This window comes from Yinghuangia seranimata, assembly GCF_029953285.1.
Taxonomy (GTDB): domain Bacteria; phylum Actinomycetota; class Actinomycetes; order Streptomycetales; family Streptomycetaceae; genus Yinghuangia; species Yinghuangia seranimata.
This window is the reverse complement of sequence record NZ_JASAOI010000007.1, coordinates 210,166-233,503: the sequence shown is the minus strand read 5'-3', so window position 1 is coordinate 233,503 and position 23,338 is coordinate 210,166. Positions and strand designations below refer to the sequence as shown.

The window sequence follows — 23,338 nt, the reverse complement described above, 5'->3', positions numbered from 1 at the left end:
CCCCCGGTGGGCGCCGGGGGGGGCGGGGGGGGGGGTGGGGGGGGGGCGGCGCCCCCCCCCCCCCCCCCCCCCGGCACCCGCCGGCCCGAAATTCGACCGACATGTCCAGACCACCGGGTTAGGGTGACCCGATGGTGCACTTCGATTCCCGCGTCGACAAGCAGCGCGAGGACTGGCTCGGCCACCGGCTCGAGGAGAACAACACCGCGGTCTCGCCGGACATCGCCCGCCTGCGCGGCGGCACCGGCGAACACGAGGAACCCCTGCACCTGTTCGCCGTCGACGACGACGGCACCGTCGTCGGCGGCCTGACCGGGCGGACGTGGGGCCACTGGCTGCACGTCACCCTGCTCTGGGTCGCCGCCGAGCGCCGCGGCACCGGGCTCGGCGGCGAGCTGCTCGCCCGCGCCGAGACGACCGCGCGCGACGAACACGACTGCCACTACGTCCGCCTGGAGACCTGGGACTTCCAGGCGCCGGAGTTCTACCGCAAGCACGGCTACGAGGTCGTCGGCGAGGTCCCGGACTACCCGCCGGGCGTCACCGAGTACATCCTCGCCAAGCGCCTCGACTGACCGCCCCGGGCAGGCCGCCCGTCACGACGCCGGCAGCCGGTCGTACGTCCGGAACGTGTAGTGCGCCGAGTACGACACGGAGTTGCCGGACGCCGCGGGCAGCCCCAGCCGGCGGTTGAGCCACCCGCCCAGCGGCCCGCACCCCTGCGCCTCCGGCACCGTGAAGGCGTCGTCCCGCGCCTCGAAGGCGATCACCACCGGGTCCTTCGACACGACCTGGGACGGGCCGACGCGCTTGAGCCGGAACTCCACCGGCGCGTCCGCCCCGATCACGCAGGACGTCGGCAGCAGCCGGCTGCGCGCCTCGAAGCGCATCGTGAACACGCCCAGGTTGTCGCCGACGGCGTAGAAGTCCGAGTAGCCGCCGTAGACCGGTTGCAGTGACAGGCCGAGTCCCTTGACGGGGACGGGAGTTCCGAAGAGTCCGCCCGGAACGTCGACGGCGGCGCTGCGCATGCCGCCCCACACCTGGCCCTTGGCGCCGTCCGGCATCGGGCCCTCGGCGTGCGTCAGCGTCATCGGGACCGCCCCGATCGGCGTGCCGCCCAGCGTCATCGACCCTTCGGCGACCAGGACTTCGCACCGCCACGCGGCCGGGTCCACGCCCGCCGGCAGGGCCGGGCAGTCTCGGAAGTCGAACACCGGTAGCGGGTCGGCGGACACCGCGGCGGCGGGCGGCGCCGAGGGCGGTGCGGAGTCCGCGGCCGACGCGACGGTCGGTGCGAGCGCGAGGGCGGCCGCCGAGGCCACGGCGGCGGTACGGGCGATCTGACGTTTCCTCATGGCCAGCATCGTCCTGTCCCCACACGGCCGTTGCCCATGACGCCCGCCCCCCGCCCCGAACGGGGGCCAACCCCACCACCCCACCCGTTACCGGAAGTTGCTTGATGCCCGCGAGACCCGTGCGGTACGAATCGACGCGGCCGCCCAAGCGGCCGTTTTTGTCCGGCAGGAGTCGCACACCGTCCGCTGGGCGGTGCGGGGCCCCTGCCGCGAGCATGTGCCGAGCTCCACCTGTGCACACCGATTCCGGAGGACGCAGTGGAACGAAGAACGCACCATCGCACGCACCGCGCCAGACACGCGTTACTCGCTCTCGCGCTCGCGGTCACCGCGCTGCTCGGGGGCGCCCAGGCCGCGCACGCCGCCGACGACCGGGGTGGGAACGCCGACGGCGCCGACCGGTCCGGCGTCGCCGCGTACGCCTGGACGGACCGCGGCGCGGTCCACGGCTCCGTCGGCGACGGCTACCGGGTCTTCTCGGGCATCCCGTACGCCGCACCACCTGTCGGCGACCTACGCTGGCGCCCGCCGCAGCCCGCGGCGCGCTGGAACGGCGTCCGAGACGCCACCAAGGCCGGCGACCCGTGCCCGCAGTACCCCGCCACCGGCGGCAGCACGCCGATCGGCTCCGAGGACTGCCTCTACCTCAACGTCACCACCCCGCTGCGACACGGCGGCCTTCCGCCGTTCGCCCGGCCCGTCATGGTGTGGATCCACGGGGGATCCTTCACCGGCGGGAGCGGCAACGACTACCCGGCCGCGCGCATGGCGGCCATGGGCGACGTCGTCGTGGTCACGATCAACTACCGGCTCGGCGCGTTCGGGTTCCTCGCGCACGACGGGCTGGACGCGCCGGGCGCGGTGTCCGGCGACTACGGGATCATGGACCAGCAGGCCGCCCTGCGCTGGGTCGAGCGCAACGCGTGGGCGTTCGGCGGCGACCCCGGCAACGTCACCCTGATGGGTCAGTCGGTCGGCGCGCAGAGCGTGTGCGCCAACCTCGTGTCGCCCGGCGCGCGCGGCCTGTTCGACAAGGCGATCACACAGTCGTTCGCCTGCACCGGCCCCTTCACCACGCACGCCGACTCCGCGGCCGCGGGCGCCGCGACCGCCGCGGGCCTCGGCTGCGCCGACCCCGCGACGGCCGCCGCGTGCCTGCGCGGCAAGTCGACCGCCGACCTGGTGGCACTCCAGACCGGGGACGGCTCCGACGACCGGTGGGGGCCGAGCGCCGGCGGCACGGTGCTGCCGCGCCAGCCCAAGGACGCCGTGGTCAGCGGCGACTGGAACAAGGTGCCGCTGCTGATGGGCGGCACCAAGGACGAGTTCAACGTGTTCGGCGCCCTCGGCTACGACCTGCCCGGCCACCCGATCACGCCGGGGCAGTACGAGGGCTTCGTGCGCGGGAACTTCGGGGACGCCGCCGACCGGGTGCTCGCCGAGTACCCGCTCAGCGCGTACCCGTCCCCGACGCACGCGCTGTTCGCCATCCTCACCGACTGCAGCAACCCGCTGTCGTGGTGCCTCGAGGCGGTCGCGGCCGCGCGGTTCCACAACGAGGGCGCGACGCCGGTGTGGGCGTACGAGTTCGCCGACCCGAACGCGCCGTTCGCGTACCCGAGCCCGCAGGCCCCGGGGTACGGCGCGACGCACAACTCGGAGCTGGCGTACCTGTTCGACCAGCCGACCGCGCTCACGCCGGCGCAGCGCGCGCTCGGCGACACGATGATCCGCTACTGGACGCGCTTCGCGACGACCGGCGACCCGAACGGGCGCGGGCTGCCGGCGTGGCCGCGGTACCGCACCTCCGCCGACTTCCTCGCGCTCGCGCCGGGGGCCGGGGGAGTGCGGACGGTGGACGTGGAGGCCGAGCACCACGTCGCGTTCTGGAAGGCGCTGTGAGCGTTATACGGCATTTAGTATGAATTAGGAGTGAACACCCCGGGCCCCCACGGCGGTTGCCGTGGGGGCCCGGTCACGGTTGTGTTCTGCATGCATTAAAGTTGGCTTCTGCAAGCAATCACTTGCTGGATGCAAGCAATCATGAGGCGGCGATGACCGAGACCGACACCCCGGGGCTCGACCCGGACCTGCTCGGCGACGCGACCGCCGTGGGTGACGAGCTCGTCCGCCTGCTCCGCATCGTCGCCGCCAGCCGGGCCCGGCAGCGCACCGACCCGTCCGACCCCGTGCCGGACGGCGGCGACCGGCTGCTGCTCGGCCGCCTCGTCTACTGCGGCGGACGCCGCGCCACCGACCTGGCCGCCGACACCCACCTCGACCTGTCGACCGTCAGCCGGCAGATCCGCTCGCTCGTCCAGCGCGGCCTCGTCGAGCGCCGCGCGGACCCCGACGACCGGCGCGGCGTCCTGCTGACCCCGACCGAGGCCGGGCACGCCGCCTTCGCCGTCTACCGCAGACGCCGCGACGAACGCCTCGCCGCCGTCCTCGCCGACTGGCCCGCCGCGGACCGCGCGCACCTGGCCCGGCTGCTGGGACTGCTCAACGACGGCATCGCCGCCCACGAACTCGAGCCGCCCACCCAGGCGGACGCACCACCGCACCAGGGGGGACCACCCGTATGACCAGCACCGCCGACGCGGCGCGCCCCGACTCGGAGGCCGCCGCGCCCACCCCCACCGGGGAGCTGAGCCACCGTCAGATCATGACGATCCTCAGCGGCCTCATCATGGGCATGTTCCTGGCCTCGCTCGACCAGACGATCGTCAGCACGTCCATCCGCACCATCGCCGACGACCTCAACGGGCTCAGCCAGCAGGCGTGGACCACCACCGCCTACCTGATCGCGTCGACCGTCGCGACCCCCCTGTACGGCAAGCTGTCCGACCTCTACGGCCGCAAGCCGTTCTACCTGGCCGCCATCACGATCTTCGTCACCGGCTCGGCGATGTGCAGCTTCGCGACGTCGATGACCGAGCTCGCGGCCTTCCGTGCCTTCCAGGGCCTCGGCGCGGGCGGCCTCATGGCGCTCGCCATCGCGATCGTCGGCGACATCGTCCCGCCCCGCGAACGCGCCCGCTACCAGGGCTACATCCTCGCCGTCTTCGCGACCTCGACGGTCATCGGGCCGCTGGTCGGCGGGTTCTTCGCCGGGCAGGACACCATCCTCGGCACGGCCGGATGGCGCTGGGTGTTCCTGGTCAACGTGCCGATCGGCGTCGTCGCGCTCGCGGTCGTCGCACGCGTCCTCAACGTCCCGCACCTGCGCCGCGAGGCGTCCATCGACTGGACGGGCGCCGCGTTCATCGTCATCGGCGTCGTGCCGCTGCTGCTGGTCGCCGAGCAGGGGCGCGAATGGGGCTGGGGCTCGGCGGTGTCCGTGACCTGCTACCTCGTCGGCGCCGTCGGCATCCTGCTGTGGATCTTCATCGAACGCCGCGCCGGCGACGACGCGCTCATCCCGATGCGGCTCTTCCGGCTGCCGGTGTTTTCGATGGTCAGCGTCATCTCGCTGGTGTTCGGCATGGGGATGTTCGGCGGGATGATGATGATCCCGCAGTACCTGCAGATCGTGCGCGGCGCCTCGCCCACCAAGTCCGGGCTCATGATGATCCCGCTGATGCTCGGCATGATGGCGTCCTCGATCGCGGGCGGCCAGCTCACCGCGCGCACCGGCAAGTACAAGATGTTCCCGCTGGTCGGCAGCGCGGTCGCGACCGGGGCGATGCTGTGCTTCGCGTTCTTCGTCGACGAGACGACGCCGCTGACGGTCACCATGGGCTTCATGCTGATGCTCGGGCTGGGGCTCGGGTCGTGCATGCAGATGCTCAACCTGGCGGCGCAGAACGCGGTGCCGGCGCGGGACATGGGCGTCGCGACGTCCTCGACGACGTTCTTCCGGCAGATGGGCGCGACGGCCGGCACCGCGGTGTTCCTGTCGGTCCTCTTCAGCAACGTGGGCGCCCGCATCGCCGACGCCTTCCGGCACGCGGCCACGACGCCGTCCTTCCAGGCCGCCGCCCACGACCCGGCGGTCGCGGCGCAGCCTCAGGACAAGGCGGTGCTGGACATGCTGCACGCGCCGGGCGGGTCGCCGGGCTCGAGCGTGCTGAGCGACTCGTCCTTCATCCAGCAGCTCGACCCGCGCCTCGCACTGCCGTTCAAGCAGGGCTTCTCCGACGCGATGCACAACGTCTTCCTCCTGGGCGCGGGCGTGCTCGCGATCGCCTTCGTACTCCTGCTGTTCCTGAAGGAGGTCCCGCTGCGCAGCATGTCGGGCCTCCAGGCCGCGGCGGCCGAGGCCGCGGAGGCGAAGGGCGCGGAGGCGAAGGGCGCCCGGGACGTGGAAACGGCGTAGCCTGCGGGGCCCGAGCGGGTCCGGATGGTGGTGTGGTTCGAGGATTAGAGGCGGGCGGCGCGGAGGCTACTGGTTCGTCCGGGCCTGGAGGCGGGCCCTGTGCAGGCTTATGTCGATGTTCACGGCCGCGCTGCGGGCGGCGGCCTCCGGGTCTCGGGCGTGGAGGGCCGCGACGAGGCCCTCGTGGCCGCGCGGGTCGCCGCCGTTGAAGTCCGGCTCGTGCCAGTCCTCGAGCAGGGTGCGGCGCAGCGGGGCGGTCAGGGCCGCGTACAGCTCGCTGAGCAGCGGGTTGCCGGAGGCGTCGGCGATGGCCTGGTGGAAGTCGACGTCGGCGTCCAGCCAGGACTCCCGGTCGCGGCGGGACCACGCGTCCGCGCGGCGGGCGATGATGGCGTCGAGGTCGGCGAGCTGTGCGTCGCTGATCCGTTCCGCCGCGAGCCGCGCGGCCTGCGGGTCGAGCGCGCCGCGGACCTCCTGGACGTCCTGGAGGTCGCTCCCGAGCCGTTGGACGGCTCCCGCCAGCTCGGTGGTCGCGCGGACGTAGGTGCCGTCGCCCTGACGGACCTGGAGCAGCCCGGCGTGCGCGAGCGCCCGGACGGCCTCGCGCACGGTCCCGCGCGCCACCCCGAGCTCGGCGACGAGCGCGGCCTCGGCGGGGATCCGGGCCCCGATGGGCCAGCGGCCGGCGGTGATGTCGGCGCGCAGGCGGTCGATGACCTCGTCCACCAGCACCGAACGTGACGTGGCCTGCGACGGCATGGCGGACATCCTTCCGGACGGAATGCTGCTGTGGATCCTACGGCGGTGCCGGCCGAGGGCGGAGCAGGCGCCGGGCCGGGCGTGCCCTGAGTGGCTTCGACGGGTGCGAGCGACGGCCAGGTCGGCGCGGCTTCAACGTGCGCACAAAGGTCGGATGATTAGACATTAAACATCAGACGTCCTACCTTTGAGGCATGGCGACCCCATCCCGCTCCGCCCTTCGGCCCGTAGGCACGCCCACCGGCGTGGCCGGGCCGGTGGGTGATCCGCGTCGGGCGGCGGTACTCACCGCCGCCGGCGTGCTCCTCGTCGCGCTCAACCTGCGGCTCAGCATCAGCAGTACGTCGGCCCTGCTCGACCGCGCCCAGACCAGGCTCGGGTTCGGCGACACGCTCGCCGCGCTGGTGCCCACGCTGCCGCTGCTGGTGTTCGCCGCGGCCGGAGCGTTCAGCGCCGCGCTCGCGCGCCGTATCGGCACCGACCGGGCCGTGCTCGTCGCGCTGGCGACGCTCACGCTCGGGGTCGGTGTCCGAGCGATCCCCGGCACCGCGGTACTGCTGGTCGGGATCGTCCTCGGCTGCGCCGGGATCGCCGTGTGCAACGTGCTGCTCCCGGCCGTGGTCCGCGCCTACTTCCCGACGCGGATTCCGCTGGTCACCGGCCTGTACTCGACCACCCTGGCGCTCGGTTCGGCGACCGCCGCGGCCACCGCCGTGCCGGTCGCGGACGCGCTCGGCGGCACCATGGTCGGCCTCGCCGCCTGGGCGGTCCCCGCCGTCCTCGCGCTCGCGGTCTGGGCGGCCCGCCGCCAGACGTGGCGCCCGGCGCCCGTCGCAGCCCCCGCCGACGCGCCGCGTCCCGCCGTGTCGATGCGTGCCATCGCCCGCAGCCGCTTCGGCGTCCTGGTCACCGTGTTCTTCGGCCTTCAGGCGCTCAACGCGTACGCGCTGATGGGCTGGCTCCCCGGCATCCTCACCGACGCCGGCCATTCGGACGGCGAGGCCGGCGCGCTGCTCGGCATCGGCCTGGTCGTCGGCGTCCCGACGACGTTCGTCCTGATGCCGCTGACCGCGACCGCGGCCCGCCTGCGTGTCGCGTTCGTGGTCGTCGGCACGGCGCTGGTGGTCGGTTACGTCGGCCTGCTCGTCGCCCCGGGCCCGTTCGCCGCCGCCGTCGCGTGGGCGCTGCTGGCCGGTGTCGGCCTCGGCTCGTTCCCGCTGATCCTCGCGATCATCGGCCGCAGCGGCGGCAGCGCCGAGGAGGCCGCGGCGCTCTCCACGTTCGCCCAGAGCGCCGGCTATTTGATGGCGGCCATCGGCCCGTTCGGCCTGCGGCTGTTGCGTTCCGCGACGGACAACTGGGACGCCGCGCTCGTCGCGCTCATCGCCATCGGCCTCGTGCAGATCGCCGTCGGCCTCGCCCTGACCGCGAAGTCCGTCACCGGCCGCGACTGACCCGTCGGCCGCGGCTCAGGCGTCGGTCCGGGGTCCGGCCAGGACGCGGGACAGCAGGTCGCGGGTCGTCGTGCGCAGCGCCGCCGGGTCGTCGAGGTCGCAGCCGACGGCCAGGCTGTCGCGGACCATGATCAGGATGTCGGCCGTGCGCTCCGGGGTCGGGTCGTCGGCGGCCGTCAGGAGCTCGGTCATCAGAGCGCGGAACCACGCGCGGTGGGCGGCCACGGCCGCGCGGACCGGGTGGGCCGGGTCGGGGTACTCGGCGGCGGCGTTGATGAACGGGCAGCCCCGGAAGGCGGGGGAGTTGCCGTAATCGATCATGTGGTCGTAGATCGCCAGCAGGGCCTCGCGCGCGGTGTTGCCGCTTGAGACGGACGCTTCGCGGAGGCGGTCGACGACGCCGCGCTGGAACGCGTACTGCTCGCACAGGTAGGCGTGGACCAGCTCGTCCTTGGCCGGGAAGTGGTTGTAGAAGGTGGCCTTCGCGACGCCCGCCTCGGCGATGATCCGGTCGACGCCGATCGTGTGGATGCCCTCGGCGTAGAACAGCGCGGCCGCCGTGTCGAGGATGCGGCGGCGCGCGGGTCCGGCGGCGGTGCCGCGCCTGGCCTGGGTCTCCGTGCTCACACCTTGACGTTACCAGACAGATCTGTCTAGTCTCTGGACCGCAGCAGACAGACAGGTCTGTCTAGTATTCGAGGGAAGTGGGACATGAGCCTGTACACCGCCATCGCGACCTCCGCCGGACGCGACAACCGCGCCGTCAGCTCCGACGGACAGCTCGACGTCAAGCTCGGCCTCCAGCGCGAGCTCGGCGGCGACGGCGCCGGAACCAACCCCGAGCAGCTCTTCGCCGCCGGGTACGCCGCGTGCTTCGCCAGCGCGATGCAGCTCGTCGCCCGCCGCATGAAGGTGGACGCCGCCGACGCCTCGGTCACCGCCGAGGTCGGCCTCAACCCGAACGGCGAGGGCGGCTTCACGCTCTCCGCCACGCTCCGCGTCGAACTGCCCGGGCACCTCGACGAGGAGACCGGCCGCGCGCTGGTCGACGCCACGCACCAGGTGTGCCCGTACTCGAACGCCACCCGCGGCAACATCCCGGTGGAGCTCGTCATCGAGTGACCGGCCGACGCGGCCGTCCCACGGGGGCCGGGTCGTCGGAGCGGGCGGGCACCACCCGCCGGTCCGGCGGCCCGGCCGGGGGCGATAGCTTCGCGATCATGAAAATTCGGGGAGGGGACCCGGCGGCGGAGATCCGTGCCGCCGTCGACCGGCGCGCCGCGCGGGACGGCTTCGCGCTCGACCGGTACCAGCGCGCCGCGGCCGACCGGCTGGCCAGGCTCGCCGCCGACGCCGCGCCCCGGCGCGGCCTGTTCCACGCGCACGGCCCGCACCCCGTCCGCGGCGTCTACCTGTGGGGTCCGCCGGGGCGGGGCAAGACGTGGCTCATGGACGCGTGGTCGGCCGCGCTGCCGCCCGGCCTCGTGCGGCGCGTGCACTTCCACGACTTCTTCCGCCGCCTCCAGGACGCCGCCTTCGCCCACAAGGACGAAGCCGGCGCGATCGACACGGCGATGGTCGAACTGGTGGGCGACGCCGCCGTCGTGTGCTTCGACGAGTTCCACGTCCACGACCCCGGCGACGCCATGCTGGTCACCCGGCTGCTCCGCGAACTCGCCGAGGGCCGCCGCCGCACCACCTTGGTCGCGACGTCGAACTACCCGCCCGAAGGGCTGCTGCCCAACCCGCTGTTCCACCACCTGTTCGAACCGGCCATCGCGCTCATCGAACAGAGCCTGGACGTCGTCACGGTCGCGGGCGGCACGGACTACCGCACGCTGGCGCCGGATACGGACGAGGGCGGGCCCGCCACGCCCACCGGGTTCCGCGCCGGCGCGATCCTCGCCCCCGGCGACGACGCCCAGCTCGCCGCGCACGGCCTCCTCCGCCCCGCGCCCGACGCCCGCGTGGTCCTCGAGGTCAACCGCCGTCCGCTCACCGCCCGCTCGGCCGAGCCCGACGGCGGCGGGTCCGCGACGCTCTGGATCGACCACGCCTCGCTCTGCGAGACCCCCACCAGCTCCGCCGACTACCTCGTCCTCGCCGAGCGGTTCGACACGTGGGTCGTCGACGCCGTCCCCGCGTGGGCCGACTGCTCGCACGAGGGCCGCCAACGCCTCGCGTCCGTCATCGACATCGCCTACGACCGCGACGTGCGCCTCGTCCTCGTCGGCCCCGACCGACCCGGCGAACCCCTCGACCCCGCCGACGCCCCGCCCGACCACGACCGCACCGCGAGCCGCCTCACGCAGCTGACCCGGTCGGTCGCACGGTCGGCCGTCCCGAGTGGCGAGGCCGCCCGGTAAGGGCAAGATTGTGTGGGTCTGCACCCACCATCCAATGCGCGGAGAACCCCGGAGGCGGTTCGGCATGGCCGAGATCACGCAGCCCTACACGCAAGGCACCCCCTGCTGGGTCGACCTCATGGCGTCCGACCAGCAGGCCGCGATCGACTACTACTCCGACCTGTTCGGCTGGAACGGCGAGGTCGGTCCGCCCGAGTTCGGCGGCTACTCGGTGTGCGAACTGCGCGGCAAGTCGGTGGCCGGCATCGGCCCGGCGATGTCGATGGACGGCGGCCCGCCCCCGCCCACCGTGTGGACGACCTACCTGGCCGTGGACGACATCGAGCAGACCGCCGCCAAGATGAAGGCCAACGGCGGCCAGCTGTTCATGGAGCCCATGCAGGTCGGCGACAAGGGCCACATGCTGGTCTGCGCCGACCCGTCGGGCGCGGTCGTCGGCGCCTGGCAGCACCTGGAGTTCATCGGCGCCGAGCGCGTCAACGAGCCCGGCGCGGTCACCTGGAACGAGCTCAACACCCGTGACCTCGCCGCCGCACTGCCGTTCTACGAAGCGGTGTTCGGCCTGACGTTCGAACCGATGCCCCAGATGCCCGCGTACCACGCGATGATGGCGAACGGCCGGGTCTGCGGCGGCGCCCAGCAGATCGACGACACGTGGCCCGCCGAGACCCCGCCGCACTGGATGACGTACTTCGCGGTCGACGACCCCGACAGCACCGTGGCCGCCGCGGTGCGCGCCGGCAGCACCCTCATCGTTCCGACGTTCGACATGATGGCCGGCCGCATGGCGGTCGTGCAGGACCCGCAGGGCGGGGTGTTCGCCGTCATCAAGCCGACGGACGTGGCGCCGCCGGCGTAGCGGTCGGGTCGTACGCGTGCGACGGCGGCCCCGCCCCGGAACTCCGGAGCGGGGCCGCCGCGCGTCCGTTTAGGGTGGAACCATGATCGCTTCCACCCGCCTCGTCATATTCGACTGCGACGGCGTCCTCGTCGACTCCGAGCGCATTGCCGTACGCGTCCAGGTCGAGGTCCTCGGCGGCATGGGCTGGCCCATCACCGCCGACGAGGTGGTCGAACGCTTCATCGGCCGCTCCGCGCCGTCGATCTCCGCGCAGATCGAGGAGCACCTGGGCGAGGGCTCGGGCGCCGTGTGGCACGAGCGGTTCCACCAGGTGCACCGCGAACACGTCGACGCCGGGCTGCCGGTGATCGACGGCATCACCGAAGCGCTCGACGGGATCCAGCCCCACGTCGCGACGTGCGTCGCGTCCGGCGGCGACCACGCCAAGATGCGGCACACCCTCGGCGTCACCGGCCTGTGGCCGCGCTTCGAGGGCCGCATCTTCAGCTCGCTCGAGGTCGCGCGCGGGAAGCCCGCCCCCGACGTCTTCCTGTACGCCGCCGAGCGCATGGGCGTCGACCCCGCCGAGTGCGTCGTCATCGAGGACAGCCGCTACGGCGTGCAGGCCGCCCGCGCGGCCGGCATGCGCTCCTTCGGCTACGCGGGCGGCCTCACCCCGGCCGACTGGCTTGCGGGCGACGACACCGTCGTCTTCGACGACATGCGCAAACTGCCGCAACTCCTGGGCTTCGCAGTCTGATTCGGGGCGGTCGCGAAGACCGCCGGACCCCGGCGAATCCGGACACAGCGCGTTCACAACTGGCTGCAACGCTTGCTGCCGAACGCGCGGAGCACGTCCGATCAAGGGGATCTTCTATGAGACGCAGGGCTTTTGTGGCCGCCGGATTCGGGGCCGCCGCGGCGGTCGCCGTCGGCACGAGCGCCGCGGCCGCGCCGGCCCGCGGCGGGGTGGGTCGCACGCCCGGGCGCACCGGAGCCGACGACGTCGCCCTGGCGTGGTTCGACGCGACCGTGGCGGCGGTCGCCGCGTCGGGCGTCACCGTGCAGGTCACGAACAGCCGTACGTGGGCGGCCGCTTGGGTCGCCGCCGCCCGCGCGGCACGGCGGTCCGGCCGACCCGGCTTCCAGGAGGCCGCCGTTGCCGCGGCCGTCCACGGTGTGCTGCGCCCGCAGGCGTCCGACGCCGCGGGGCGTGACCTGGACGCCGCGCTGGCGCGCACCCTCGAGGCGCAGGGCGGGAGCAAGGGCGCGACCGCCGGTGCCCGGGCCGGAGCCGACGAAGCCCGGCGAATCCTTGCGGAACGCGCCGCCGACCACCTCACGCCCGCCGAGGTCAACGCGCCGTTCCCGGTCCCGCCCGCGGCCCCCGGCGTCTGGCGGCCCACGCCGCCCGGGTTCGAGGCGGCGGTGCAGTACGGGCAGCGCAACGGCGTGCCGTTCCTGCTCGACCGCAACGACCGGTTCCGGCCGGGGCCCGCGCCCGCGCTGGATTCCGCGCGGTACCGCCGCCATGTGGACGAGGTCCGGGCGTACGGCAGCGCGACCGGCTCGCTGCGCACGCCGCACCAGACCGAGGTCGCGCGGTTCTGGGAGCAGTCCTCGCTCGCCGGCTGGACGGGCGCGCTGCGCGCCGCGGTCGCGGGGCAGGCGCACCGGCCGCTCGCCGCCCGCGCGGCGCTCATCGGGGCGTTCCATGCGGTGAGCGTCGATGCCCAGATCGCCGTCTACGAGGCGAAGTACACGTATACGCGCTGGCGCCCGGTCACGGCCATTCGCGAAGGCGCGATCGATCCGGACCCGACCTGGACGACGCTCACGGTGACCCCGCGCCACCCCGAATACCCCAGCGGGCACGCCGGGTTCGCGGGCGCCGCCGAGCGTGTGCTGACCGCGTTCACCGGGCGGGGGCCGACCGCGCCGGTGACGCTCACCAGCCCGTCGGGGGTCCGGCTGACGTACGACCGCTGGCAGCAGCTCACCCAGGACAACGTGGACGCCCGCGTGTGGGAGGGCGTGCACTTCCGCTACTCCGACGAGACCGGCGTCGAGGTCGGGCGGTCCGTCGCCGACTGGGGGCTGCGCCGGGTGGGCGACCTGCTGCGCTGACCGGCCGGCACGCGCGTACCGGCCGGTCAACGGCGCCCGGCCGGTACGCGACGTGCCGGGCCGGACCTCGCCGCGGGTCGACCGCAGCGGGGTCCGGGGCCGGGCGCCGCTGGTGCCTACTTGTGAGGGATCGTCAGCTCGGGGCGATCCACTGCTGGTTCGTGCCGGTGTGGCAGTCCCAAACGATCAACTTCGTGTTGTCGGCCGTCGCGCCGCCGTTGGCGTCGAGGCAGCGGCCCGAAGCGTCGTTGCTCAGGCGCATGGTGGCGGGGTCGTACGTCCACTTCTGCGTGGCGGCCCCGGTGCAGGTGCTGATGGTGGCGGCCGAACCGTTCGCCGTGGCGGCGGTCAGGCACTTGCCCAGGGCGCTCACGGAGCGGTCGGCCCCGAGCGTCCAGCGCTGATTGGCGGCGCCGTGGCAGCCCCACAGGATCAGCTGCGTGCCGTCGGTGGTGTTGCTTCCGGGGACGTCCGCGCAACGGTCGCTGCCCACACCGGTGATCGGCCCGGCGGGCGTCGTGCCGACCGGGTTCCACGCGTCGTTGACGGGCGCGGCGTAGCGGTCGTTGTTGGTGAGCGGCGCCAGGCCGAGGGCCTTGTCGACGGTGGCGAGCACGCCGTAGTGGTCGACGCGGCCGCCGCTCTGGAAGCCGGTCTTCACCGAACCCTGCGACCCGATCAGGACGGTCGGGATGCGGTTGGGGTAACTCGGCCCGTACGCCTTGGTGGCCGCCTCGTCGAAGGTGATGACGAGCAGCGACCGCTGCGTGCGCCACGCGGGCGACGCGAAGATGTTCGGCAGTGTGTTCTTCAGCCAGTTGTCGCCGGCGGTGATGCCGCAGCCCTCCATGTCGTCGCAGCCGTCGGCGGCGAACCACGCGAAGTTCGGTGTGGTAGCCGCGGACCGGAGGTCGGAGACCATCGTGGTGAGCGGCTGGAGGTGCGCGGCGCAGCGGGCCTGGTCGGCCTTGATGTCCTTGAAGAACACGAACGGCACGTCGTCGGGGCTGTAGCTCCCGTGCGTGGTCATGTCGCAGTTGCCGTTCTGGTTCTCGATGTAGCTCTTCCACGTCTTGCCGGCCTGCTCGACGCGGGTGCCGATGTGCGGGGCGTCGATGGTCGTGGTGAACGGGCTGTTGTCGTGCAGGCCGTACAGGCCGCCCGCGGCGAGCGCGACGTAGTTGGGGTCGCTCGGGTGGGTGACGGCGTACGACTGGGTGAGGACCGTGTTCGCGTTGGCCAGGCTGTTGAGGTACGGGGCCTTGCTGGTGTTGCCGACGATGTCCTCGTAGTTCTCGTTCTCCATCATGACCATGAACACGTGGTCGTAGCCCGGGACCTGGGACGCGGGCTCGGTCAGCGCGGGGGCGGGGAGCGGCGTGGACAGCGTCAGCGACAGGTCGTCCGCGTAGCCGTCGGTGGTGTTCCCGGCGGTCCAAGTGAACGCCAGGACCAGGCTGATCGACCGGGTGCCGGCCGGCACCGCGCCGGTCGCCTCGCGGTACAGGAACTTGGTGGCCAGCCCGCGGTCGGTGCTGGTCGCCGGGGCGAGCTGGGCGCTGCCGAGGCTGCCGCCGGACGCGTTGCGGAACGTCGCGGCGAGGCCGACGCGGTCGAGCTGGCCCGCGTACCCGCCGAGCCATCCCGTCAGGTCGTACGTCGTGCCGCCCGCGTCGATCGCGGAGGCGGCCGCGGAGACGTCGACGGTCTGCGTGAGCGACGCGTCCCCGGTGGCGCCGCCCGCGAAGAACTGCCGTCCCCGGGTGGGCGATCCGGGGGTGGAGGCGTCGGGGAAGCCGTCCGGCGCGCCGTAGCAGACGGCCGTCGGCTCGCCGCTCGTGATCGTCCAGCCGGGCATCGTCATGCCGTCGAGCCCGTTGGTCGAGCAGATGGCCGCGGACTCGGCCCCGGCGTCGACGATCAGGTTGGCGCTGGAGGCCCCGGCGGCGTGCGCCGGCGTCACGGCCGTGCCGAGCGCCGCGGCGCACATCGCGAGCGCCGCGGCGACGGCGCCGCCGATCCTTCCGATGCGACGGTGTCGCATGCTTCAACCCCTTGTGTGGTGGTTACCGTTCGGTCACCACACGTTCCCGCGGCCGCGTAACGGCAAGGTGGCCGCCGGATAACAAGACCGAGTCAAGTAACCGCCGGATACACCTCGCTCGGCAGCCGGCCGGAGGGGGGCGGCCCCGGGGCTACCTGCCCAGCGCCTCGATGACGAGGCGCGCGGCCGCCGCTCCCGAGTACTGCTGCTGGCCGGTGACGAGGTTCCCGTCGCGCAGCGCGTGCGCGCGGAAGCGGCCCTGCACGACGAAGTTGGTCCCGGGGAGGGCGCGGGCCTCGTCCTCGATGCGGAACGGCTGGATGCGCTGCCCGACGAACTCGTCGGCGAAGTCCTCCTCGGAGTTGGCGAACCCGGTCCACGTCTTGCCGGACACGAGCAGTTCGCCGTCGGAGAGCCGGGTCTTCAGCAGGGCCGCGGTCGCGTGGCAGATGACCGCGGTGATCTTGCCGGAATCGTAGGCGTCGGCCAGCAGGTCGTGGACGCGCTTGTCGTCGACGAACGTGTACATCGGGGCCTGGCCGCCGACCAGCAGCACGGCGTCGTAGTCCGCGAGCGCCACCTCGGCGAGCGGACGGGTGTCCTCGATCAGCGTGGCGTGCCGCGGCGAGGTGATGAACCCGAGGCTGATCAGGTCGTGCGCGGAGTAGCCGGACTCGTCGCGCGGGTCGCTCCAGGAGTCGGCGCGCAGGGTCCCGCCGTCCGGGCTGGCGATGTCGACGGTGTAGCCGGCCTCGGTGAACTCCCAGTACGGGTGTGTGAGTTCCGCCCACCAGAAGCCGATGTCCCAGCCGGTCCGCGCGGAGACCGCCGGGTTCGAGACGACCATGAGGATCCTCTTGGCGCCGTGTGTGTCGACGGTGGCGGTCATGCTCAGTCCCCCGAGTGTGCGTGGATACGGCCGGTTGGCGGATCGCATCCTCAGGGCTGTCGATCGCCCGGTCAATCGGCCGTGCGCTGGGCGAACTCCGCGTCCGTATCGCGCGAAACACGCTTCCGCCGAGGCGCTGTGCCCCGTGCGCGTGGGGCTGCACGGGGCACAGCGGGCGCGGTGCTACTTGTAGGCGCGGAAGAACGCGGCGAAGTCCGACGCGTACTCCTCGGGGATCTCCAACGGTGCGTAGTGGCCGCCCCGTTCGAACTCGGCCCAGTGCACGATGTCGAACGACCGCTCCGCGAACACCCGGATCGACCGGGTGATGTCGTGCGCGAAGACCGAGACACCCACGGGCTGGGTGACGCCGGGCGGCGGCGTGGTGGACTCGCGGTGCAGCCGCCCTGCGGAACCGGCCGTGCCGGTCAGCCAGTACAGCGACACGTTGGTCAGCAGGTGGTCGTCGCTCATCGGCACGTCCGGGTCGCCCCACTCGGTGATGCGCTCGGTGAGCCAGGCCAGCAGGCCGGTCGGGGAGTCGTTGAGGGAGTACGCGAGGGTCTGCGGCACCGTCGAGTTGACCACCCGCGCCGCGGGCTGCTTGGCCATGTAGGCCTTGATCTGCTCGACGCGTTCGCGGTCGCCGTCCGACAGTTCGCCCGTCCAGCCCGGCGGGGGCGGCGTCGGCAGGTACGTGAAGTGTGCGGCGACGACCACCTGGTCCGGCTTGAGCGCGGCGAGGGAACGCGAGATCGCCGCGCCGAAGTCGCCGCCGTGCACGCCGTAACGGTCGTAGCCGAGGCGGGCCATCAGCTCGGCCCAGGCGCGGGCCACCCGGTCGACGTCCCAGCCGCGTTCGCGCGTCGGACCGGAGAACGCGAAGCCCGGTATCGACGGGATGACCAGGTGGAACTCCCGGGACAGCGGCTCGACGACCTCCATGTACTCGACGAACGAGCCCGGCCAGCCGTGCGTGAGCACGACCGGCAGCGCGTCCGGCGCCTCCGAGCGCACGTGCACGAAGTGGATGTTCTGCCCGTCGATCTCCGTGGTGAACTGCGGCAGTTCGTTGAGCCGGGCCTCCCACTTGCGCCAGTCGTAGCCGGTCCGCCAGTACTCGGCGAGCGACTTCACCCGGGCCAGCGGGATGCCGTAGTCCCAACCGGCGTCCGGTAGTTCGTCGGGCCAACGGGTGCGGGCCAGCCGGTCGTGCAGCTCGTCGAGGTCGGCCTGCGGGATGTCGATGCGGAAGGGGGTGATCATGGCGGGTCCTCCGAGGGCGTGTTCGCTGTGGTCGGGGCGTGGACGGCGAAGCGGGGACGGGCCGGGGTCAGCCGGCCAGTTCCGCGTCGATCCGCTCGGTGACGGCGGCCAGGACGCGGCCGGCGACGGCCAGTTCCTCCGCGGTGGCGACGGCGTACGCGCGGCCGAGCTTCTCGCCGATCGCGGCCCGCACGGCGCCGAACCGGGCGCGGCCCGCCTCGGTCGCGGCCACGGACGCGCCGTCGGGCGTCTCGGCGACGAGGCCCTCGGCGACCAGGTCGGACAGGGCGCGGGAGGCGGTCTCGGCGTCGACCTTGAGCGCGCCGGCGATCCGGCCGAGCAGCGGCGCGCGCTCGACGGTGTCGCCGCCGTTCGCGGTCAGGGTGAGCGCGACCCACTGGTGGTAGGTGCCGCCGTGCGTTCCGAGGATGCGCTCCAGCAGCGCGCGGTGGGCGTTCTCGGCCTGGCCGAGGATCTGCGGGTTGAGCGGGGTCGCGGTGGCGATGACGGTCGGGGCGGTCATGGCGGTCTCCTCGGGTGGTGCGGCGGTGGTCCTGGTCGGTCCCGGTGGCGGGGCCGGCCTCACCAGAAACAATGTACATGGCTACTAAGTACATGGCTACTGTGTCTCGGGTCCTGCGCGGCGCGCACGCGAAAGCGGGCGGCCGGGGTGCGTGAGCACTCCGTCCGCCCGCCCTATTTCCGACCGTCTCCGGTCCGCCGCGTTTTCCGTACGACACCGCACGGAACGCGCCGATCAGCCCTCCGGCCTGTCCAGAACGCGCAGCCAGCTGCCGTCGGCCTGCCGCCGCACCACCTGCGCGCGGCCCCCGGTGCCGTCCTTCGCGCGGGTCGAGGTCAGCGCGAGGTCGCCCGTGACGATCGTCGGCAGCGGCTCCTCGGGCGCGAACGTCGGCCGGGCGGCGATCATCGCCTCGAACAGCGCCAGGATCGCGGCGCGTCCCGAGGTCACCTGGCCGGGCGGGTAGGCCATCACCGCGTCCGGCTCGTACAGCTCCGCCAGGCCCTCCGCGTCGCCGGCGTTGACGCGCTCGACGAACAGGCGGGTGATGTCCTCGGGGGTGGCGGCCTTCTCGCGGTCGACGCTCATGACGATCCCTCTTCTCCTGCGATTCCCGTGCTGTGTGCGGTCGTTCGGCGGCTTCCGGTGCCGCCTTCCCTGTCCGCACCTCTATTCTCGGCGGCCACGATCCAGAAGTCCAAGACATGGTTCATATGCCAGCTAGAATCGACAGTTATGGAACTGCGTCAGCTCGAATACCTCGTCGCGGTCGTCGACGAGGCGAGCTTCACCAGGGCCGCGGCCCGACTGCACGTCGCCCAACCCGGCGTCAGCGCCCAGATCCGGCAGTTGGAGCGCGAGCTCGGGCAGGAGCTCCTCGACCGCACCGGGCGCACCGTGCGGCCGACCTCCGTCGGCGAGGCGGTGCTGCCGTACGCGCGCGCCGCGCTGGACAACGTGGCCGCCGTCCGGCACGCCGTGGAGCAACTCACCGGGCTGGTGCGCGGCCGCGTCGCGATCGGCACCATCCCGTCCCGCCCGCTCGGCGAACTCCCGGGGCTGCTGGCCGCGTTCCATCGCGCCCACCCGGACGTCGAGATCACGCTCACCGAGGACCGCTCCGACCGGCTGCTCGACGCGGTGCGCGCGGGGCGGCTCGACCTCGCGGTCGTCGGTGTCGCGGAGCGGCGCCCGGCGGGCGTGGACGGGCTCGTCGTCACCGAACAGGAGTTGGGTGCCGCGGTCCCGCCCGGCCACCCGCTGGCCGTGCACGCCGAGATCACCCTCGGGGCGCTGCGCGACGCGCCGCTGGCGTGCCTGCCGCGCGGCAGCGGTATGCGGACGGCGCTCGAGGCGGCCTGCGCGACCGCCGGGTTCCGGCCGCGGGTCGCCTTCGAGGCCGGCGACCCGTTCATGGTCGGGCAGCTCGCCGCGGACGGACTCGGTATCGCGATCCTGCCCGCCGCGTTCGCCGCCGCGCACCCCGGTGGATTGCGGCCGGTCGCGTTGACGTCGCCGCGGCCGCGCGCCCGCATCGAACTGGTGTGGCGCGCGGACGCGCCGACCGGACCGGCGGCCCGTGCGTTCGTGGCGCACGCGCGGGCGGCGTTCGCGGGGCCGGGTGAGGCGCCTGACCGGGCCGGATGACCCGACCGATCCAGCCGATCCGGCCGCGTGAAGCAGCGCGGCCGTTACGTCATCCGCGGTGCGGGTATGTGATGTGACCGGTCAGTGTCGGCGAATGATCATATTGTGTCCGGTATTTCATTCCGGATCTGGTCAATTACACCGCCCGCGCGCACGGCCGACCCGGGCGGCGTGAAAATGTGGTCTCCCGCGCGGGGGTCGCGCGGCGGACGATGGGGGATAGGGGCGGTGCCTTGAGGCTCTGTTTTCTGATCGAGGACCAGTACCGGGACGACAGCATGCCGCTCGACGTCGCGCGCCGCCTGGGGGAGCGCGGCCACCAGATCGACGTCGTCGAGCCCGGCCGCTCGCTCGTCAACCTCGACCAGTTGCTCGCGCGCGGCCACGACGCGTGGGTCCTCAAAACCGTGTCCGGCGGGCCAGGCCTGAGTCTCTTCGACGCCGCCGCGGCGGTCGGCGTCACCACGATCAACGACGCGCGTGCCGTTCACACTGTACGCGACAAGGCGGTTGGTGCGGCGCTCGCGCGCAAGCACGGACTGCCGTTCCCGGACACCTGGTTCGCGGCGACGACCGACATCCTCGCGGCGCTGGAGACGACCGGCGGGCCGCTCGTCGTCAAGCCGGTCGGCGGCAACTCCGGGCGCGCCGTGCACATTGTGCGCGACGCGCGCGACCTCGCCGAGGTCCGCCACGCGCTGCGCGACGAGGGGTTCCTGCTCGTCCAGCCGTACATCCCCAACCCGGGTGTCGACTACAAGATCTACTGCGTCGGCGGCGAACTGCACGCGACTGTGCGGACCTCGCCGCTGCACCCGGAACGGCGCGTGACCTCGCGCGAGGTGCCGCTGCCCGACGACCTGGCGCGCATCGTCACGCGCGTCGGCGAGGTGTACGGGCTCGACCTGTTCGGCATCGACGCGGTCGAGGGGCCGGACGGGTGGATCGTCGTCGACGTCAACGACTTCCCGAGCTTCCGCGCGGTGCCGGACGCGGTCGACCGGGTCGCGACGACCGTACTGCGGCTCGCCGGACAGCCGTCCATGCTCGGTGCGGGCGCTGTGAGTACGGCCGTGGAACCGGCACCGGTCCCGCCCAACCGGCAGCCCGCGCCGCACGGTGTCGCCGGACGCCTGGAATCCGCCGCCCGCGGGCAGGGAGTCCGCGCGTGAGAGTGGGCGTGGTCACCGACCGCCCGGAGCACCCGACCCTCGCCGCGTTCGCCGCCCTCGCGCGGGAACGCGCGTGGCGGGTCGAGTTCCTGGCCCCGGACGCGGACGGTCCGGGCGACGCCGACCTGTACCTGCTCAAGACCCGCTCGCCCGCCGGACTCGACCTGGGTCGACGCGCCGAGGCCGCGGGCGTTCCGGTCGTGAACTCGGCCGCCGCCACCGAGGCGTGCCTGGATCGGCTGGGCACGGCCGCGACGGCGGCGGCCGCGGGCCTGCCGATGCCTGCGACGCACGGCTTCGCCGACCCGGGCGCACTGGCGGCCGCGGCCGCACGGTTCGGCGGCCGCACGCTCGTTCTCAAGAGCCGGTTCAGCAGCCGGGCCAACCCCGTGCCCGAGATCGGAACGGTTGACGAGCTCGCCCGCGCCGCGGCGGGCCGCGACGAGCCCGTCGTGGTACAGGAGTTCGCGGCGGGGGACGGCTGGGACCACAAGTTCTGGGTGATCGGCGGGAAGGTCTTCGCCGGTCTACGCCGCCCCCCGACGAGCCCCGCCGCCGCTGCCGGGTCCAAGACGACCGTCGAACTGACACCCGACCAGGTCCCGCCCGCCTGGACCGACTTGGCCCGCGCCGTCGGCGACGCCTACGGCCTCCAGATATACGGCGTCGACCTGATCGCCACCGCGACAGGCCCCGCCCTGGTAGACGTCAACGCCTTCCCCGGCTTCCGAGGCATCCCCGAAGCCCCGGCCGCATTGGCGGAACTGGTAGCCCGCCACACCGCCCGCATCCCGCCCCAGAGCCAACGAGGCACGGTGGCTCCGACGAGATAGGGCCACGACGGGACGGGCCTTGCGTGGGTGACGGGGGTCGCGGGGTCGGGGAAGAGCTCGCTGGTGCACGGGTCGATCCCGGCGGGGGCGGGGGTGGTGTCGGTGGACCAGGCGCCGATCCGCGGGGCGGCGGTGCCGGGGGCGGTGCAGGCGGCGACGGTGGCGAGTTCGCGGGTCGTCAGGTCGAGGCGCTGGGTGCGGCCGTGAACGGCGGCCGGAGACGTTGTGGCGTGGCCGCGACGCTGCCTGGCAGTGCGGGCCGGCGCGAGCGCTGCGAGGGACGCAGGCCGACGTGGCGCGCCCGGTGCCGTGAGCGGGAAGGTCCACCGGCTGCCATAGCGGGCTCCTGAGTGCCGAGTCAGGGCTGCGGCCACCCGCGCTGTGGGTGGCCGCCGGTCCGTTGGCCGGGCGGGCGGAGGCTGCCTGTGCGGGGGCTCAGGCGGATTCGGCCTTTGCCGCCCGTACGACTGCTGCGGCAAGGGCGTCGTTTTCGGTCGCGCCGCCGCCTGGCGGGAAGTGGAAGCGGCGGCGGGTGTAGCCGTACGCGATGCCGCTGGTCGGGTCTGCGAAGGCTTGCGAGCCGGCGGCGCCGCTGTGGCCGAAGGCGGCCGCGCCGAGGAACGGGTAGCGCAGGGCCACGGTTTCGAAGCCGAGGCCGAAGTGGTCGACGTCGCCGGTCACCGCGTCGACGCCCGGGGTGCCGAGGCGGGAGAACTCCGCGATGGTGTCCGGCGACAGCAGGGCCGGGGCGCCGTCCAGGCCGCCGATGACGGCGGCGTAGAAACGGGCGAGGCCGCGGGCGTTGCCGATGCCGCCGGCCGAGGTCGGGCCGAGTGCGCGGACGGAGCGCTCGTTGATGAAGGCGGCCAGGTCGGTGGGCGGCGTCGCGTTCAGGTTGAACGCGATGCCCAGGGCGCTGTCCGGCGGGATCGGGTTGGCCGCCAGCTGCGCGGCGAGCTGCGGGGGCGGGTCCATCGGGCGTACCGGTACGTAGCGGGCCTCCTGTTCCTCCGGGAGGCCGATGTAGAAGTCGAGCCCGAAGGGCGCGCGGATGCGCTCCTCGAACAGCTCCTGGATCGAGGAGCCGGTCACGCGCCGCACGACCTCGCCGGTCAGCGCGCCGATGACGTACGCGTGGTAGCCGTACGACTCGCCCGGTTCCCAGAAGGGCTTCTGGTCGGCCAGCCGGGCCGCCACGACCCGGTCGTCGGCCAGTTCCGCGGTGCTGAACCCGCCGTCGACGCCGATGACGCCGGAGCGGTGCTGGAGCAGTTGGCGCAGCGTCAGCCGGGCCTTGCCGTGTGCGGCGAACTCCGGCCAGTACTCCGCGACCCGGCGGTCGAGGTCGAGCACCCCGTCCTCGACGAGCATCGCGACCACCACGTGCGCCGCGCCCTTGGTGTTGGAGAACACCGCGTGCAGCGTGTCGCCCGCGATGTCGTCGCCGGCCCACAGGTCGACGACCTGGCGGCCGTCGGCGTACGCGGCGAGCTGCGCGCCCGGCTCGTTGTAGTCGTCGGCGACGACCTGCTCGAACACGGCGCGGACTCCTTCGTAGCCCTTCGCCACCGTGCCGTGGACGACGCGGTCCGAGCCTGCCGACTGGATTCCGACGGACATGATCCCTCCCGAGGGGTGCGCGAGCGTAGCCGTGCGGGAAGGCTCCCGCCGACACCAAGAACTGTACTGGAAAGTACATGTGTACTCAACAGTCCAGTACAGTTGTCGTGTCGCGGGGTCG

At 73.1% G+C, this 23,338-nt stretch carries 22 protein-coding genes; 13 read left to right on the top strand and 9 right to left on the bottom strand.

What is annotated here, in order from left to right; all coding sequences use genetic code 11:
* Positions 1 to 131: 131 nt before the first annotated feature.
* Entirely contained in the window at positions 132 to 575 is a 444-nt protein-coding gene (locus tag QI554_RS05440; protein WP_281466419.1) for a GNAT family N-acetyltransferase, read from the top strand.
* A 21-nt stretch (positions 576 to 596) separates the two neighbouring features.
* Here the strand turns inward: QI554_RS05440 and QI554_RS05435 are convergent, their stop codons facing one another.
* A complete protein-coding gene (locus QI554_RS05435; RefSeq protein WP_281466416.1) occupies positions 597 to 1,358 on the bottom strand; it encodes a hypothetical protein in 762 nt (253 codons plus the stop codon).
* Positions 1,359 to 1,616: 258 nt separating this feature from the next.
* Here QI554_RS05435 and QI554_RS05430 point away from each other — a divergent pair, with 258 nt between their 5' ends.
* From QI554_RS05430 to QI554_RS05420, 3 genes are all read left to right on the top strand, one after another.
* Entirely contained in the window at positions 1,617 to 3,260 is a 1,644-nt protein-coding gene (locus QI554_RS05430) for a carboxylesterase/lipase family protein (RefSeq protein WP_281466414.1), read from the top strand.
* Between the two features lie 152 nt (positions 3,261 to 3,412).
* The gene (locus tag QI554_RS05425; protein ID WP_281466412.1) at positions 3,413 to 3,943 is read left to right on the top strand and encodes a MarR family winged helix-turn-helix transcriptional regulator; all 531 of its coding nucleotides are present in this window, start codon (positions 3,413 to 3,415) and stop codon (positions 3,941 to 3,943) included.
* Positions 3,940 to 5,676: an MDR family MFS transporter gene (locus QI554_RS05420; protein WP_281466410.1), complete on the top strand. Its 1,737-nt coding sequence runs from the start codon at positions 3,940 to 3,942 to the stop codon at positions 5,674 to 5,676. The genes QI554_RS05425 and QI554_RS05420 overlap by 4 nt, the downstream gene beginning before the upstream one ends.
* A 66-nt stretch (positions 5,677 to 5,742) precedes the next feature.
* Here the strand turns inward: QI554_RS05420 and QI554_RS05415 are convergent, their stop codons facing one another.
* Entirely contained in the window at positions 5,743 to 6,435 is a 693-nt protein-coding gene (locus QI554_RS05415) for a FadR/GntR family transcriptional regulator (protein ID WP_281466408.1), read from the bottom strand.
* 194 nt (positions 6,436 to 6,629) lie between these two features.
* Between QI554_RS05415 and QI554_RS05410 the strand changes: the two genes are divergently transcribed.
* Positions 6,630 to 7,889 (top strand): MFS transporter, encoded by a 1,260-nt coding sequence (locus tag QI554_RS05410; protein WP_281466405.1) that lies wholly within the window; start codon positions 6,630 to 6,632, stop codon positions 7,887 to 7,889.
* Between the two features lie 15 nt (positions 7,890 to 7,904).
* On the opposite strand, the gene QI554_RS05405 is transcribed toward QI554_RS05410, so the two are convergent.
* Positions 7,905 to 8,516, bottom strand: coding sequence for a TetR/AcrR family transcriptional regulator (locus QI554_RS05405; RefSeq protein WP_281466403.1), 612 nt, complete (start codon positions 8,514 to 8,516; stop codon positions 7,905 to 7,907).
* Positions 8,517 to 8,600: 84 nt separating this feature from the next.
* Here QI554_RS05405 and QI554_RS05400 point away from each other — a divergent pair, with 84 nt between their 5' ends.
* The 5 genes from QI554_RS05400 (at position 8,601) to QI554_RS05380 (ending at position 13,223) form a co-directional block, all read left to right on the top strand.
* The gene (locus tag QI554_RS05400) at positions 8,601 to 9,011 is read left to right on the top strand and encodes an organic hydroperoxide resistance protein (RefSeq protein WP_281466401.1); all 411 of its coding nucleotides are present in this window, start codon (positions 8,601 to 8,603) and stop codon (positions 9,009 to 9,011) included.
* Positions 9,012 to 9,109: 98 nt separating this feature from the next.
* Positions 9,110 to 10,255: a cell division protein ZapE gene (zapE, locus tag QI554_RS05395; protein ID WP_281466399.1), complete on the top strand. Its 1,146-nt coding sequence runs from the start codon at positions 9,110 to 9,112 to the stop codon at positions 10,253 to 10,255.
* Positions 10,256 to 10,319: 64 nt separating this feature from the next.
* Positions 10,320 to 11,114 (top strand): VOC family protein, encoded by a 795-nt coding sequence (locus tag QI554_RS05390; protein ID WP_281466398.1) that lies wholly within the window; start codon positions 10,320 to 10,322, stop codon positions 11,112 to 11,114.
* 82 nt (positions 11,115 to 11,196) lie between these two features.
* The gene (locus tag QI554_RS05385; RefSeq protein ID WP_281466395.1) at positions 11,197 to 11,856 is read left to right on the top strand and encodes an HAD family hydrolase; all 660 of its coding nucleotides are present in this window, start codon (positions 11,197 to 11,199) and stop codon (positions 11,854 to 11,856) included.
* Positions 11,857 to 11,972: 116 nt separating this feature from the next.
* Positions 11,973 to 13,223, top strand: coding sequence for a vanadium-dependent haloperoxidase (locus QI554_RS05380; RefSeq protein WP_281466393.1), 1,251 nt, complete (start codon positions 11,973 to 11,975; stop codon positions 13,221 to 13,223).
* A 133-nt stretch (positions 13,224 to 13,356) separates the two neighbouring features.
* Here the strand turns inward: QI554_RS05380 and QI554_RS05375 are convergent, their stop codons facing one another.
* The 5 genes from QI554_RS05375 to QI554_RS05355 all read right to left on the bottom strand — a co-directional run bounded on the left by QI554_RS05375 (position 13,357) and on the right by QI554_RS05355 (position 18,533).
* A complete protein-coding gene (locus QI554_RS05375) occupies positions 13,357 to 15,267 on the bottom strand; it encodes a ricin-type beta-trefoil lectin domain protein (RefSeq protein ID WP_281466391.1) in 1,911 nt (636 codons plus the stop codon).
* Between the two features lie 151 nt (positions 15,268 to 15,418).
* Positions 15,419 to 16,156 (bottom strand): type 1 glutamine amidotransferase domain-containing protein, encoded by a 738-nt coding sequence (locus QI554_RS05370; protein ID WP_281466389.1) that lies wholly within the window; start codon positions 16,154 to 16,156, stop codon positions 15,419 to 15,421.
* Positions 16,157 to 16,339: 183 nt separating this feature from the next.
* Positions 16,340 to 17,422 carry an epoxide hydrolase family protein gene (locus tag QI554_RS05365; RefSeq protein ID WP_281466387.1) on the bottom strand — a complete coding sequence of 361 codons (1,083 nt, stop codon included), beginning with the start codon at positions 17,420 to 17,422 and terminating at the stop codon, positions 16,340 to 16,342.
* Positions 17,423 to 17,489: 67 nt separating this feature from the next.
* Positions 17,490 to 17,945 (bottom strand): MarR family winged helix-turn-helix transcriptional regulator, encoded by a 456-nt coding sequence (locus QI554_RS05360; protein ID WP_281466385.1) that lies wholly within the window; start codon positions 17,943 to 17,945, stop codon positions 17,490 to 17,492.
* A gap of 234 nt (positions 17,946 to 18,179) precedes the next feature.
* On the bottom strand, positions 18,180 to 18,533 hold the full coding sequence (locus QI554_RS05355; protein WP_281466384.1) for a YybH family protein: 354 nt from the start codon (positions 18,531 to 18,533) through the stop codon (positions 18,180 to 18,182).
* A gap of 147 nt (positions 18,534 to 18,680) precedes the next feature.
* Between QI554_RS05355 and QI554_RS05350 the strand changes: the two genes are divergently transcribed.
* The 3 genes from QI554_RS05350 to QI554_RS05340 all read left to right on the top strand — a co-directional run bounded on the left by QI554_RS05350 (position 18,681) and on the right by QI554_RS05340 (position 21,597).
* Positions 18,681 to 19,592 carry a LysR family transcriptional regulator gene (locus QI554_RS05350; RefSeq protein WP_281466382.1) on the top strand — a complete coding sequence of 304 codons (912 nt, stop codon included), beginning with the start codon at positions 18,681 to 18,683 and terminating at the stop codon, positions 19,590 to 19,592.
* A 233-nt stretch (positions 19,593 to 19,825) separates the two neighbouring features.
* Positions 19,826 to 20,764, top strand: coding sequence for an ATP-grasp domain-containing protein (locus tag QI554_RS05345; protein WP_281466380.1), 939 nt, complete (start codon positions 19,826 to 19,828; stop codon positions 20,762 to 20,764).
* A complete protein-coding gene (locus QI554_RS05340) occupies positions 20,761 to 21,597 on the top strand; it encodes an ATP-grasp domain-containing protein (RefSeq protein WP_281466378.1) in 837 nt (278 codons plus the stop codon). Before QI554_RS05345 ends, QI554_RS05340 begins: the two co-directional genes overlap by 4 nt.
* Before the next feature lie 435 nt (positions 21,598 to 22,032).
* On the opposite strand, the gene QI554_RS05335 is transcribed toward QI554_RS05340, so the two are convergent.
* Positions 22,033 to 23,217: a serine hydrolase domain-containing protein gene (locus tag QI554_RS05335; RefSeq protein ID WP_281466376.1), complete on the bottom strand. Its 1,185-nt coding sequence runs from the start codon at positions 23,215 to 23,217 to the stop codon at positions 22,033 to 22,035.
* Positions 23,218 to 23,338: the final 121 nt, after the last annotated feature.